Consider the following 13300-nt stretch of genomic DNA (forward strand, 5'->3'; position numbering starts at 1 on the left):
AAGGGCGCGATTCTATCAGGCTCGCGGCCGCAAGGCTAAAGAGAAGGGCGGATCAGTTCGAGGCTGAAGTGATGACCGGCCAGATAATCGTCGATGCAACGGATGATCAGTTCACTGCGCCAGTTATCGCGCTGGGCGATTAATTCGTCGCGGGTCAGCCACTTGGCGCCGACGATGCCGTCGTCAAGCTGGTAATCCGGGTGATGCTGCACGGTTTTGGCGCTGAAGCATATGCGCTGGTAAGTCACGCCGTTGCTCGGTGCGGTGTACAGATAAATGCCGATCACGCCTGTCGGTTCGACGTCCCAGCCGGTTTCTTCGAGGGTTTCGCGAATAGCCGCGTCGATCAGGGTTTCATCCGGATCGAGATGGCCTGCCGGCTGGTTGAGCACATTGCGCCCGCCTTTGTGCTCTTCGACCATCAGGAAGCGGCCGTTGTCCTCGACGATGGTAGCGACGGTGATGTGGGGGAGCCATTCCATAAAACCTTCCTCAATATCCAGATTAAAACCCGACCCCCTGTGGGAGCGAGCCTGCTCGCGAAAGCGGTGGGTCAGTCAACGAAGGTGCTGAATGATAAACCGCATTCGCGAGCAGGCTCGCTCCCACAAGGGATTTATGTTGTCAGTAGAAACACAAACCCCGGCACAAGGCCGGGGTTTGTGATGTTCCCATTACAACCTTAAACCAGCGCAGCAATCGCCGCGTTGAAGGTTGCGCTTGGACGCATGGCCTTGCTGATCAGCTCGGCGTCGGCGTGGTAGTAACCGCCGATGTCGACTGGCTTGCCCTGCACGGCGTTGAGCTCGGCAACGATGGTTGCCTCGTTCTCGGTCAGGGTTTTGGCCAGAGTCGCGAACTGCGCTTGCAGTGCAGCGTCTTCGGTCTGGGCAGCCAGGGCCTGAGCCCAGTACATCGCCAGGTAGAAGTGGCTGCCACGGTTGTCGATGTTGCCGACTTTGCGCGATGGCGACTTGTTGTTGTCGAGGAACTGACCGGTGGCCTGGTCCAGGGTTTTCGACAGCACCAGCGCTTTCGGGTTGTTGTAGTTCACACCCAGATGCTCGAGGGAAGCGGCCAGAGCAAGGAACTCACCCAGCGAATCCCAGCGCAGGAAGTTCTCTTCAACCAGTTGCTGCACGTGCTTCGGAGCCGAACCGCCGGCGCCGGTTTCGAACAGACCACCGCCGTTCATCAGCGGCACGATCGACAGCATCTTGGCGCTGGTGCCCAGTTCCATGATCGGGAACAGGTCGGTCAGGTAGTCGCGCAGTACGTTGCCGGTCACCGAAATGGTGTCCTTGCCTTCGCGGGTGCGCTGCAGGGTGTATTTCATTGCATCGACCGGCGCCATGATCTGGATGTCCAGACCGCTGGTGTCGTGATCCTTCAGATAGGCCTGAACCTTCTCGATCACCACGCCATCGTGAGCGCGCATCGGGTCGAGCCAGAAGATCGCCGGCGTGCTGCTCGCGCGAGCACGGTTGACGGCCAGTTTGACCCAGTCCTGGATCGGCGCGTCCTTGGTCTGGCACATGCGGAAGATGTCGCCGGCTTCGACAGCCTGTTCCATCAGCAGCTTGCCTTTGCTGTCGGTGACGCGAACGACGCCGTCAGCCTTGATCTGGAAGGTCTTGTCGTGGGAGCCGTACTCTTCGGCTTTCTTCGCCATCAGGCCAACGTTTGGCACGCTGCCCATGGTGGTCGGATCGAAAGCGCCATTGGCTTTGCAGTCTTCGATCACGGCCTGGTAGATGGTCGCGTAGCAACGATCCGGGATCACAGCCTTGGTGTCGTGCAGCTGACCGTCGGTGCCCCACATCTTGCCGGAGTCACGGATCATCGCCGGCATCGAGGCGTCAACGATGACGTCGCTCGGCACGTGCAGGTTGGTGATGCCTTTGTCAGAGTTGACCATCGCCAGCGATGGACGAGCGGCGTAGACCGCAGCGATATCCGCTTCGATCTGCGCTTGCTGCTCGGCCGGCAGGGCCTTGATGCGCGCATACAGATCGCCGATGCCGTTGTTCAGGTTGAAGCCGATCTGGTTCAGCACGTCAGCGTGCTTGGTCAGAGCGTCTTTATAGAACTCGGCAACGATCTGGCCGAACATGATCGGGTCCGAGACCTTCATCATGGTCGCTTTCAGGTGAACCGAGAGCAGCAAGCCCTGGGCCTTGGCGCTTTCGATCTCGGCAGCGATGAACGCACGCAGGGCGTTTTTGCTCATCACGGCGCAGTCGAGGATCTCGCCAGCCTGAACGGTGGTTTTTTCTTTCAGAACGGTGGCAGCACCGTCCTTGGCGATCAGTTCGATCTTCACAGCGTCAGCGGCGTCGATCAGGACAGCTTTTTCGCTGCCGTAGAAATCGCCGGTGCTCATGTGCGCGACGTGAGACTTGGAGTCCTTGGCCCAGGCGCCCATTTTGTGCGGGTGCTTGCGCGCGTAGTTCTTCACCGACAGCGGGGCGCGGCGGTCGGAGTTGCCTTCACGCAGAACCGGGTTCACGGCGCTGCCCTTGACCTTGTCGTAACGCGCCTTGGCGTCTTTGTCGGCGTCGCTGGTCACGGTTTCCGGGTAGTCCGGCAGGTTGTAGCCCTGCGCCTGCAGCTCTTTGATCGCGGCTTGCAGCTGTGGCACCGAAGCACTGATGTTCGGCAGCTTGATGATGTTGGCTTCAGGCGTAACGGCCAGGTCGCCCAGTTCGGCGAGGTGGTCGGCTACGGCTTTGTCGCCCAGTTGCTCGGGGAAGCTTGCCAGGATGCGCGCTGCAAGAGAGATATCGCGGGTTTCCACGGCGATATCGGCCGAGGCGGTGTAAGCCTCGATGATCGGCAGCAGGGAATAGGTGGCGAGGGCAGGAGCTTCGTCGGTGAAGGTATAGATGATCTTCGAGCGGGTGGGCATATTCGGATTAACTCTCTCTTCTTTGCTAAAGCGTGCGCAGAAACTCGAGGGGCGCCGGGTAAGCGCGTTCGTTCAAAGTCATCCATGAACCGAATGTCGAGATTCTTCGCGGTGATGTTGGGTGCATCAGTAGAGCGTCAAGCAGTCAGGCTGCGGTAACAACCCGACCAATCAGGCGGAAAGTCTCGTGCTAGAGAGGCCAGCCGTCGTGACCCTGTGGTCAGCGGGCGGCATTATACATAGGTAGTTGGCAATCTGCCGATGGTTCATATGCAACGATTCTCGTCCATTGGTCTAAAGGTCGCAGGGCGCGACCGGGCAAAGACTCGTTACGAATGCTGGACTTTGGCGCTTTTCCCTTTGCTTTCAGGCTTGTACGAAACGAGATGTGCGCGGCGCAGGAACATAGGGTTTGCGTGTTGATTCAACTGGGTTACGCTCGAAGCAAGCCAGGTGTTCAATCCAAACAATGGAGTTCAGCATGGGTTACAAGAAGATTCAGGTTCCAGCCGTCGGTGACAAAATCACTGTCAATGCAGACCATTCTCTCAATGTTCCTGATAACCCGATCATCCCCTTCATCGAAGGTGACGGTATTGGTGTCGACATCAGTCCGGTGATGATCAAGGTTGTCGATGCTGCTGTTGAAAAGGCCTACGGCGGCAAGCGCAAGATTTCCTGGATGGAAGTCTACGCCGGCGAAAAGGCCACTCAGGTTTATGACCAGGACACCTGGCTGCCGCAGGAAACCCTCGACGCGGTCAAGGATTACGTGGTCTCCATCAAAGGCCCGCTGACCACTCCGGTCGGTGGCGGTATCCGCTCGCTGAACGTGGCTCTGCGTCAGCAGCTCGACCTGTACGTCTGCCTGCGCCCGGTGCGCTGGTTCGAAGGCGTGCCGAGCCCGGTGAAAAAGCCCGGCGATGTCGACATGACCATCTTCCGCGAAAACTCCGAAGATATTTACGCCGGTATCGAATGGAAGGCCGGTTCGCCGGAAGCCACCAAGGTCATCAAATTCCTTAAAGAAGAAATGGGCGTCACCAAGATCCGTTTCGACGAAAACTGCGGCATCGGCGTCAAGCCGGTCTCCCGCGAAGGTACCAAGCGTCTGGCGCGCAAGGCCCTGCAATATGTGGTCGATAATGACCGCGACTCGCTGACCATCGTGCACAAAGGCAACATCATGAAGTTCACCGAAGGTGCCTTCAAGGAATGGGCCTACGAAGTGGCGGCTGAAGAGTTCGGCGCGACGCTGCTGGACGGCGGTCCGTGGATGCAGTTCAAAAATCCGAAAACCGGCAAGAATGTTGTGGTCAAGGACGCTATCGCCGACGCCATGCTCCAGCAGATCCTGCTGCGCCCGGCCGAATACGATGTGATCGCTACGCTTAACCTGAACGGTGACTACCTGTCCGACGCGCTGGCGGCGGAAGTGGGTGGTATCGGTATTGCGCCGGGTGCCAACCTGTCCGACACCGTAGCGATGTTCGAAGCGACCCACGGTACCGCGCCGAAATATGCCGGCAAGGATCAGGTCAACCCGGGCTCGCTGATTCTCTCGGCCGAGATGATGCTGCGTCATATGGGCTGGACGGAAGCGGCGGACCTGATCATCAAGGGCACCAACGGTGCGATCGGCGCCAAGACTGTTACTTATGATTTCGAGCGCTTGATGGATGGCGCGAAGCTGGTGTCGTCTTCCGGGTTCGGGGATGCGATGATTTCGCATATGTAAAAGTTGCAGGCACGCAAAAACCGCCTGACTCGATGGGTTGAATCAGGCGGTTTTTTATGACCGAATGTTTTGAGGCTTCAACTGGTTGCTGTTTGTTTTTCCTTGGCAATCGAGCTTGGCGTGGGAGCTGCTTCTACCGAAGTTATCTTCACGGCATGCAAGCCTTTGGGGCCTTGAACGATCTCGAAGTTCACCGCCTGACCCGCTTTCAGGGTCTTGTACCCTTCCATTTCAATGGCCGTGTAGTGGGCAAAAAAATCAATGTCCTTGCCATCCTCATCGCGACCTTCCCGGGCGTCGGTATTGATAAAGCCGAATCCCTTGGCATTGTTGAACCATTTCACCTTGCCGACAGCCATGCTCAAATCCCTCTGCAACAGACTCCATCGCTGGAGTATCATCCACGACATCCGCAATCGAATTCGATAAAAGAATTGACTCCGCGGATCTTTTTTACCCACTGTGGGCTCTATTGGTTGTAACACCGTTTTCCCGATAGTCAAGGTGACCGGGTAGTCGTAGTTGAAAACGTGTGCAACCGCCCCCACCACTGTATTCGCACAACTGACGAACCTTTTTTTCCATGCATGCAATCAGCCAGATTCGACTAACATTCAATCAGGATCGCCCGCTTCTCCAAAAGGATCTTCCACAGGAGCACGACGACGATTCGGCAGGCGTTGCTGTTCAGGAAGCAAAGCCCGCGTTACAGGCGCCGCCGATGTACAAGGTGGTTTTGTTCAACGATGACTACACACCGATGGATTTCGTCGTCGAAGTGCTCGAGGTGTTTTTTAACCTGAATCGCGAGCTGGCGACCAAGGTCATGCTGGCCGTCCATACAGAAGGACGGGCAGTATGTGGAGTGTTTACCCGCGACATCGCCGAGACAAAGGCCATGCAGGTCAACCAGTACGCCAGGGAAAGCCAGCATCCGCTACTCTGTGAAATCGAGAAGGACGGTTAATCGCCGACCACTTGGGTATGAGGTGAAGCTATGTTAAACCGCGAGCTCGAAGTCACCCTCAATCTTGCCTTCAAGGAGGCTCGTTCGAAGCGTCATGAGTTCATGACCGTCGAACATCTCCTGCTGGCCCTATTGGATAATGAGGCTGCCGCCACCGTTTTGCGTGCCTGCGGCGCAAACCTCGACAAACTCAAGCATGATCTGCAGGAGTTCATCGACTCCACCACGCCATTGATCCCCGTGCATGACGAGGATCGCGAAACCCAGCCAACCCTGGGCTTCCAGCGTGTACTGCAGCGTGCTGTTTTTCACGTACAGAGCTCGGGCAAACGCGAAGTGACCGGCGCCAACGTGCTGGTCGCCATCTTCAGTGAGCAAGAGAGTCAGGCAGTGTTCCTGCTGAAACAGCAGAGCGTTGCGCGCATCGATGTCGTCAACTACATCGCCCATGGCATTTCGAAGGTGCCAGGGCACGGCGATCACTCTGAAGGTGAACAAGATATGCAGGACGACGAGGGCGGTGAGTCTTCTTCTTCAGGCAATCCTCTGGATGCTTATGCCAGCAACCTCAACGAACTCGCGCGCCAGGGTCGCATCGATCCGTTGGTTGGTCGTGAGTCGGAAGTCGAGCGTGTCGCGCAGATCCTCGCGCGCCGGCGCAAGAACAATCCGCTGCTGGTGGGTGAGGCAGGCGTGGGTAAAACCGCGATTGCCGAAGGCCTGGCCAAGCGCATCGTCGACAATCAGGTGCCGGATCTGCTGGCCAATGCGGTTGTTTATTCGCTCGACCTGGGCGCTCTGCTCGCGGGTACCAAGTATCGCGGTGATTTCGAGAAGCGCTTCAAGGCGCTGCTCAATGAACTGAAGAAACGTCCGCAGGCGATCCTGTTCATCGACGAGATCCACACCATCATCGGTGCGGGTGCTGCGTCCGGTGGCGTGATGGATGCGTCCAATCTGCTCAAGCCGCTGCTGTCGTCTGGCGACATTCGCTGCATCGGTTCGACCACGTTCCAGGAATTTCGCGGCATCTTCGAGAAGGATCGTGCCTTGGCGCGTCGCTTCCAGAAGGTCGATGTCGTCGAGCCATCGGTGGAAGACACCATCGGTATCCTGCGCGGTCTGAAAGGGCGTTTCGAGCAGCACCACAATATCGAATACAGCGATGAGTCGTTGCGTGCCGCTGCCGAACTGGCGTCGCGCTACATCAATGACCGGCACATGCCGGACAAGGCCATCGACGTAATCGACGAGGCGGGCGCCTACCAGCGTCTGCAACCGGTGGAGATGCGCGTCAAGCGTATCGAAGTGCCGCAGGTCGAGGACATCGTCGCGAAAATCGCGCGGATTCCGCCAAAGCACGTGACCAGTTCCGACAAGGAGCTGCTGCGTAACCTGGAGCGTGACCTGAAGCTGACGGTGTTTGGTCAGGACGCGGCGATCGATTCGCTGTCGACTGCGATCAAGCTGTCCCGCGCCGGCCTCAAATCGCCGGACAAGCCGGTCGGTTCGTTCCTGTTTGCCGGGCCTACCGGTGTCGGTAAAACCGAGGCCGCGCGACAGTTGGCCAAGGCGCTGGGGATCGAGCTGGTGCGCTTCGACATGTCCGAGTACATGGAGCGTCACACCGTATCGCGTCTGATCGGTGCGCCTCCAGGGTATGTCGGTTTCGACCAGGGCGGTCTGCTGACCGAAGCCATTACCAAGCAGCCACATTGCGTATTGCTCCTCGACGAAATCGAGAAGGCGCATCCGGAAGTCTTCAACCTGCTGTTGCAGGTCATGGACCACGGTACGCTGACCGATAACAACGGGCGCAAGGCGGACTTCCGCAACGTGATCGTGATCATGACCACCAACGCCGGTGCCGAAACGGCCGCGCGGGCTTCGATCGGTTTCACTCATCAGGACCACTCGTCCGATGCGATGGAAGTGATCAAGAAGAGCTTCACGCCGGAATTCCGTAACCGTCTGGACACCATTATCCAGTTTGGTCGCCTCAGTCATGAGGTCATCAAGAGTGTGGTGGACAAGTTCCTCACCGAGCTTCAGGCGCAACTGGAAGACAAGCGTGTGTTGCTTGAGGTTACCGATGCTGCGCGTAGTTGGCTGGCGGCGGGTGGTTATGACTCGGCGATGGGCGCACGTCCGATGGCGCGTCTGATCCAGGACAAGATCAAGCGTCCGCTGGCGGAGGAGATTCTGTTTGGCGAACTGGCCGAGCATGGCGGTGTGGTGCACATCGACATCAAGGACGGGGAGTTGACGTTTGACTTCGAAACTACTGCAGAGATGGCCTGACGGCTTGATGTGGATTGGAAAGGCGCCTTCGGGCGCCTTTTTGTTGTCCGGTGTTTTTGGGCTTTGGGTGTATATCCGTTGCTGCGGTGATGGCTTATTACGGTTTCGCCCTTACGGCGAGTCACCTTTTTCAAACGCCAAAAAGGTAACCCAAAACGCTTGCTCCTACGTTCGGCCCTCGCAGGCTCGGGTTCCTTCGCTCCGGGACTGATCCGGGCGCAGCGGCTACGGTTTGCTTCGCTGCACCTCCTTCCGCTGTGTCTGGCTGCGCCAGACGGTCGCTGCGCTCCCACCCCCGGATCAATCCCTCCGCTCAGCCTTCCGACGTCGCTGGTGGATCAACAGCAAGATCAAAAGCACTCGAGCTTGCGCTCATTGTTGAGTGGGGCGGCTTCGCCGCGGGCAGCTGCGCTGCTTGCTTTTCTGTGGGAGTGAGCCTGCTCGCGAAGGCGGCCCGCAGGTCAACCCGTTTCTATCGAGTTCACTCGATCCAAGCGTAGGAGTGCCGGAGGCTGCGATCTTTTGATTTGCATGCTGTAAGCGCGAAACCGCCAGCTCCAAAACCTCAAAACGCAGATACAAAAACGCCCGGCATTACCCGGGCGTTCTGTATTGACTTGATTAACGAGCGCGGTAAGTGATCCGCCCTTTGCTCAAGTCATAGGGCGTCAGCTCGACGCGCACTTTGTCACCGGTAAGAATACGAATGTAGTTCTTGCGCATCTTGCCGGAAATATGCGCGGTTACGACGTGCCCATTTTCCAACTCCACACGAAACATGGTGTTGGGCAGGGTGTCGACGACAGTGCCTTCCATTTCGAAGCTGTCTTCTTTCGACATGCAGTAAAGCCCTCGGTATCCAATGAATGGCCCGGTGCAACTGCGCCAGGCAAAAGCGGCGTGCATTGTGCCCGAAAAATGGTGTTTACGCCAAGGGGTTTAGGCCGCAGGTTCAGTTCAGGATGACCCAGCGCTGATTGATCAGCAATTCGATGGGCCGATATTGCGTCTTGTAATTCATCTTTTTGCAGTTTTTGATCCAGTAACCCAGGTACACGGCCTCAAGGCCCAGACGCTGGCTCTCGGCGATTTGCCAGAGAATTGCGTAACGGCCGAGGCTGCGGCGTTCTTCGTTCGGTTCGTAGAAGGTGTATACCGCCGACAAACCGTTAGGCAGCAGATCGGTGACTGCTACTGCGAGCAACCGTCCGTCGAGTCGAAATTCGTAGAAGCGCGAGAAGGGCAGGTCACGCACCAGGAACGTCGAGAACTGATCACGGCTTGGCGGGTACATGTCGCCGTCGGCATGGCGCTGTTCGATATAGCGCTGATACAGGTCGAAATATTCTTCGCTGAAGTGCGGTTTGACCGGTTGCACTTGCAGGTCGGTGTTGCGTTTGTAGATACGCTTCTGCTGGCGATTGGCGATGAACTGGGCGGAAGGAATGCGCGCAGGCACGCACGCATTGCAATTCTGGCAATGCGGCCGGTACAGATGATCGCCGCTGCGACGAAAGCCCATTTCCGACAGGTCTGCGTAGACATGCACATCCATGGGCTGACTCGGGTCGAGAAACAGCGTCGTGGCCTGCTCCTCGGGCAGATAACTGCAAGAGTGGGGCTGAGTGGCATAAAACTTCAAACGCGCCAACTCGGTCATGAATCAACCCTCGGGATAAGCTGGTGGATTAAGTGTAAGCCACCTGCGCAAAAGTCGCTCAGCAAACCCAGGTTGCCGAATTCGGTTGATCGAGATGGCGCCGCAGATAGTCCGCGAATTCGCCGCGCGTAATCGACCGCGCACCGAGGCTGTGCAAGTGATCGGTCGGCATCTGGCAGTCGATCAGCACAAATCCGGCGGCTTTCAAATGCTGGACCAGCGTGGCAAAGCCATATTTGGATGCATTGTCAGCGCGGCTGAACATCGACTCGCCAAAAAACAGTTGGCCCATCGCCAGGCCGTACAGGCCGCCGACCAGCTGTCCCTCGTCCCAGACCTCAACCGAATGAGCGAAACCGCGCCGATGCAATTCTACGTAAGCATCCTGCATGGCCTCGGTGATCCAGGTGCCGTCGGCGTAGTCACGCGGGGCAGCGCAGGCGCGGATGACAGCGTCGAAATCCTGATCGAAAGTCACGCGGTAGCGTTGCTTGCGCAGCAGCTTGCCGAGGCTGCGCGAGACGTGCAGTTCGTCGGGAAACAGCACGGTACGCGGATCCGGCGACCACCAGAGAATCGGCTGGCCCTCGGAAAACCAGGGGAAGCAGCCGTGGCGATAGGCCTGGATCAGTCGGTCTGCCGACAGGTCGCCGCCGGCGGCGAGCAATCCGTTCGGCTCGCGCATGGCTTTTTCCAGTGGAGGAAAGGTCAGGGAATTACGTTGTAACCAAGTCAGCATGGCATCCAGGCTTGCAGAAGGGGAGGGCGGTCAGGGGCGTGCAGGCCCCGCGAAAGAGTTTGCCGCGAAACGGCGCCGCTGTCCTGCACAGTTGTCTGGTGCAGTGAGCATTGAGCTGCAACTTGATGTGTCGCCCGTGGTCGTAAGCGTCACCGTACAGATGCTGTTGAGGGTTTCTGTGAGTCTGATCTGGCCAGCCTCGCTACGTTCATCAAATACAGCTCATAAGCCTTTGTCACAAAAGACAATGCATGCTCCAATTGCAACGCAGTGCATGTACGTTTGGCTATGCTCAAGGCTGGGGTCTGAAACATGGCGTCGGGCGCACAAACCCGTACAATGCCGGGTTGTGACGGCTTTTCGCTGCGCACAGTGTTTATGGCTGTGTTTATAAAACCAGTGGCACAGTGTTAAAAGTAGTCCCAGTTGAGCTTTTCACCTTTTTATCTGCCTGGATTGGGCAGTTTTTTATCGTCATTCAATAGATGGACGCGCCTCGGGCGCAGGAAAAGAAGCGTTTTGAAGAAGACCACCGAAGCACCCAAAACAGTCGTTCCGCTCTGGCGCCAGCAACTGCACTACCGGCTCAAGGAAGGTGCATTGATCGCCATCGGCGCCTTGTGCCTGTTCCTGATGATGGCTTTGCTGACTTACGGCAAGGACGACCCGGGCTGGAGCCATAACAGCAAGATCGACGATGTGCAGAACTTCGGCGGCCCGGCCGGCTCGTACAGCGCCGATATCCTGTTCATGGTGCTCGGCTACTTCGCCTATATTTTTCCGTTGCTGCTGGCGGTCAAGGCGTACCAGATCTTCCGTCAACGCCACGAACCATGGCAGTGGAGCGGCTGGCTGTTTTCCTGGCGCCTGATCGGTCTGGTGTTCCTCGTGCTCTCCGGTGCTGCGCTGGCGCACATTCATTTCCATGCCGCGACCGGTCTGCCGGCCGGCGCTGGCGGTGCCCTGGGCGAAAGCCTTGGCGATCTGGCGAAGAATGCGCTGAACATTCAGGGCAGCACGCTGCTGTTCATCGCTCTGTTCCTGTTCGGCCTGACCGTATTCACCGATCTGTCGTGGTTCAAGGTGATGGACGTCACCGGCAAGATCACTCTCGATCTGTTCGAGCTGTTTCAGGGCGCGCTCAACCGCTGGTGGTCGGCGCGCACCGAGCGCAAGCAACTGGTCGCGCAACTGCGTGAGGTCGATGACCGCGTCCACGATGTGGTCGCACCGACTGTCACCGACAAACGCGAACAGGCCAAGGTCAAGGAACGCCTGATCGAGCGTGAGCAAGCGCTGAGCAAGCACATGTCCGACCGCGAGAAGCAGGTGCCACCGGTGATCGCGCCGGCACCGGCCAAGGCGCCAGAGCCGAGCAAGCGCGTACAGAAAGAGAAGCAGGCGCCGTTGTTCGTCGACAGCGCGGTCGAAGGCACCTTGCCGCCGATCTCCATTCTTGATCCTGCGGAAAAGAAACAGCTCAACTATTCGCCTGAATCCTTGGCAGCGGTCGGCCACTTGCTGGAAATCAAGCTCAAGGAATTCGGCGTCGAAGTCACCGTTGATTCGATCCATCCGGGTCCAGTAATTACCCGATACGAAATCCAGCCTGCCGCCGGGGTAAAAGTCAGCCGCATCGCCAACCTGGCCAAAGACCTGGCGCGTTCGCTGGCGGTGACCAGTGTGCGGGTGGTCGAGGTGATTCCGGGCAAGACCACTGTCGGTATCGAGATTCCCAACGAAGACCGCCAGATCGTGCGCTTCTCCGAGGTACTGTCGACCCCCGAGTACGACAACTTCAAATCGCCGGTCACCCTGGCGCTCGGTCACGATATCGGCGGCAAGCCGGTCATCACCGACCTGGCGAAGATGCCGCACTTGCTGGTGGCCGGTACCACCGGTTCCGGTAAGTCCGTGGGCGTGAACGCGATGATCCTGTCGATCCTGTTCAAGTCCGGCCCGGACGATGCCAAGCTGATCATGATCGACCCGAAGATGCTTGAGCTGTCGATCTACGAAGGCATTCCGCACCTGCTTTGCCCGGTAGTGACCGACATGAAGGACGCCGCCAACGCCTTGCGCTGGAGCGTTGCCGAGATGGAGCGTCGCTACAAACTGATGGCGAAAATGGGCGTGCGTAACCTGTCCGGCTTCAATGCCAAGGTCAAGGAAGCCCAGGATGCCGGAGAGCCGTTGAGCGATCCGCTGTACAAGCGCGAAAGCATTCATGACGAAGCGCCGCTGCTGCAGAAACTGCCGACCATCGTCGTAGTGGTGGACGAATTCGCCGACATGATGATGATCGTCGGCAAGAAGGTTGAAGAGCTGATCGCACGTATTGCGCAAAAGGCGCGTGCGGCGGGGATTCACTTGATTCTTGCCACCCAGCGTCCTTCGGTTGACGTGATCACCGGTCTGATCAAGGCCAACATTCCGACTCGTATGGCGTTTCAGGTATCGAGCAAGATCGACTCGCGAACCATCATCGACCAGGGTGGCGCCGAGCAACTGCTCGGTCACGGTGACATGCTCTACATGCCGCCGGGCACCAGTCTGCCGATCCGCGTCCACGGCGCATTCGTCTCCGACGATGAGGTTCACCGCGTGGTCGAAGCGTGGAAGCTGCGCGGCGCGCCGGAATACAACGACGATATCCTCAACGGTGTCGAAGAGGCGGGTAGCGGCTTTGAAGGCAGTAGCGGTGGCGGTGACGGTGATGATCCGGAAGCCGACGCGCTGTATGACGAAGCGGTGCAGTTCGTCCTCGAAAGCCGTCGCGCGTCGATTTCCGCTGTGCAGCGCAAGCTGAAGATCGGCTACAACCGCGCCGCGCGGATGATCGAGGCGATGGAGATGGCCGGCGTTGTTACCTCAATGAACACCAACGGTTCGCGTGAAGTCCTGGCCCCGGGCCCGGTACGCGACTGAAACGCAACGACGCGGGTGGCGCAATGACGCACCACCCGCTCTCCCACGATTATTCAAGA

The 13300-nt window shown here is 58.1% G+C and carries 10 protein-coding genes; 4 read left to right on the plus strand and 6 right to left on the minus strand.

The window, feature by feature from the left end; all coding sequences use genetic code 11:
• Positions 1–35: 35 nt before the first annotated feature.
• The gene (locus tag KVG85_RS04015) at positions 36–482 is read right to left on the minus strand and encodes an NUDIX hydrolase (protein WP_217863034.1); all 447 of its coding nucleotides are present in this window, start codon (positions 480–482) and stop codon (positions 36–38) included.
• A 200-nt stretch (positions 483–682) separates the two neighbouring features.
• A complete protein-coding gene (locus KVG85_RS04020; protein ID WP_217863035.1) occupies positions 683–2908 on the minus strand; it encodes an NADP-dependent isocitrate dehydrogenase in 2226 nt (741 codons plus the stop codon).
• Positions 2909–3389: 481 nt separating this feature from the next.
• Between KVG85_RS04020 and icd the strand changes: the two genes are divergently transcribed.
• Positions 3390–4646 (plus strand): NADP-dependent isocitrate dehydrogenase, encoded by a 1257-nt coding sequence (icd, locus tag KVG85_RS04025; protein WP_217863036.1) that lies wholly within the window; start codon positions 3390–3392, stop codon positions 4644–4646.
• A 77-nt stretch (positions 4647–4723) separates the two neighbouring features.
• Here icd and KVG85_RS04030 read toward each other — a convergent pair whose 3' ends face one another.
• The gene (locus tag KVG85_RS04030) at positions 4724–5005 is read right to left on the minus strand and encodes a cold shock domain-containing protein (RefSeq protein WP_217863037.1); all 282 of its coding nucleotides are present in this window, start codon (positions 5003–5005) and stop codon (positions 4724–4726) included.
• A 224-nt stretch (positions 5006–5229) separates the two neighbouring features.
• On the opposite strand from KVG85_RS04030, the gene clpS reads away from it, so the two are divergent.
• Together clpS and clpA are read left to right on the plus strand one after the other, a co-directional pair.
• Positions 5230–5613: an ATP-dependent Clp protease adapter ClpS gene (gene clpS, locus KVG85_RS04035; protein ID WP_011334948.1), complete on the plus strand. Its 384-nt coding sequence runs from the start codon at positions 5230–5232 to the stop codon at positions 5611–5613.
• Positions 5614–5643: 30 nt separating this feature from the next.
• Entirely contained in the window at positions 5644–7914 is a 2271-nt protein-coding gene (clpA, locus tag KVG85_RS04040; protein WP_016775266.1) for an ATP-dependent Clp protease ATP-binding subunit ClpA, read from the plus strand.
• Positions 7915–8535: 621 nt separating this feature from the next.
• On the opposite strand, the gene infA is transcribed toward clpA, so the two are convergent.
• From infA to aat, 3 genes are all read right to left on the minus strand, one after another.
• Positions 8536–8754, minus strand: a complete 219-nt coding sequence (infA, locus tag KVG85_RS04045; RefSeq protein WP_002553999.1) for a translation initiation factor IF-1 — start codon at positions 8752–8754, stop codon at positions 8536–8538.
• A gap of 112 nt (positions 8755–8866) precedes the next feature.
• The gene (locus tag KVG85_RS04050; protein WP_110600808.1) at positions 8867–9574 is read right to left on the minus strand and encodes an arginyltransferase; all 708 of its coding nucleotides are present in this window, start codon (positions 9572–9574) and stop codon (positions 8867–8869) included.
• A gap of 58 nt (positions 9575–9632) precedes the next feature.
• A complete protein-coding gene (gene aat / locus KVG85_RS04055) occupies positions 9633–10313 on the minus strand; it encodes a leucyl/phenylalanyl-tRNA--protein transferase (protein ID WP_217863038.1) in 681 nt (226 codons plus the stop codon).
• Between the two features lie 519 nt (positions 10314–10832).
• On the opposite strand from aat, the gene ftsK reads away from it, so the two are divergent.
• Entirely contained in the window at positions 10833–13241 is a 2409-nt protein-coding gene (ftsK, locus tag KVG85_RS04060; protein ID WP_041477069.1) for a DNA translocase FtsK, read from the plus strand.
• The last annotated feature ends 59 nt before the right edge of the window (positions 13242–13300 follow it).

The sequence above is a fragment of the Pseudomonas triticicola genome, from assembly GCF_019145375.1.
Lineage (GTDB): Bacteria > Pseudomonadota > Gammaproteobacteria > Pseudomonadales > Pseudomonadaceae > Aquipseudomonas > Aquipseudomonas triticicola.

Excerpts from the sequence above, each read along its gene's own strand:
- clpA (WP_016775266.1), top strand. The coding sequence starts at position 5,644 with ATGTTAAACCGCGAGCTCGAAGTCACCCTCAATCTTGCCTTCAAGGAG.
- KVG85_RS04015 (WP_217863034.1), bottom strand. The coding sequence starts at position 482 with ATGGAATGGCTCCCCCACATCACCGTCGCTACCATCGTCGAGGACAAC.
- clpS (WP_011334948.1), top strand. The coding sequence starts at position 5,230 with ATGCATGCAATCAGCCAGATTCGACTAACATTCAATCAGGATCGCCCG.
- aat (WP_217863038.1), bottom strand. The coding sequence starts at position 10,313 with ATGCTGACTTGGTTACAACGTAATTCCCTGACCTTTCCTCCACTGGAA.
- icd (WP_217863036.1), top strand. The coding sequence starts at position 3,390 with ATGGGTTACAAGAAGATTCAGGTTCCAGCCGTCGGTGACAAAATCACT.
- KVG85_RS04020 (WP_217863035.1), bottom strand. The coding sequence starts at position 2,908 with ATGCCCACCCGCTCGAAGATCATCTATACCTTCACCGACGAAGCTCCT.
- infA (WP_002553999.1), bottom strand. The coding sequence starts at position 8,754 with ATGTCGAAAGAAGACAGCTTCGAAATGGAAGGCACTGTCGTCGACACC.
- KVG85_RS04050 (WP_110600808.1), bottom strand. The coding sequence starts at position 9,574 with ATGACCGAGTTGGCGCGTTTGAAGTTTTATGCCACTCAGCCCCACTCT.
- KVG85_RS04030 (WP_217863037.1), bottom strand. The coding sequence starts at position 5,005 with ATGGCTGTCGGCAAGGTGAAATGGTTCAACAATGCCAAGGGATTCGGC.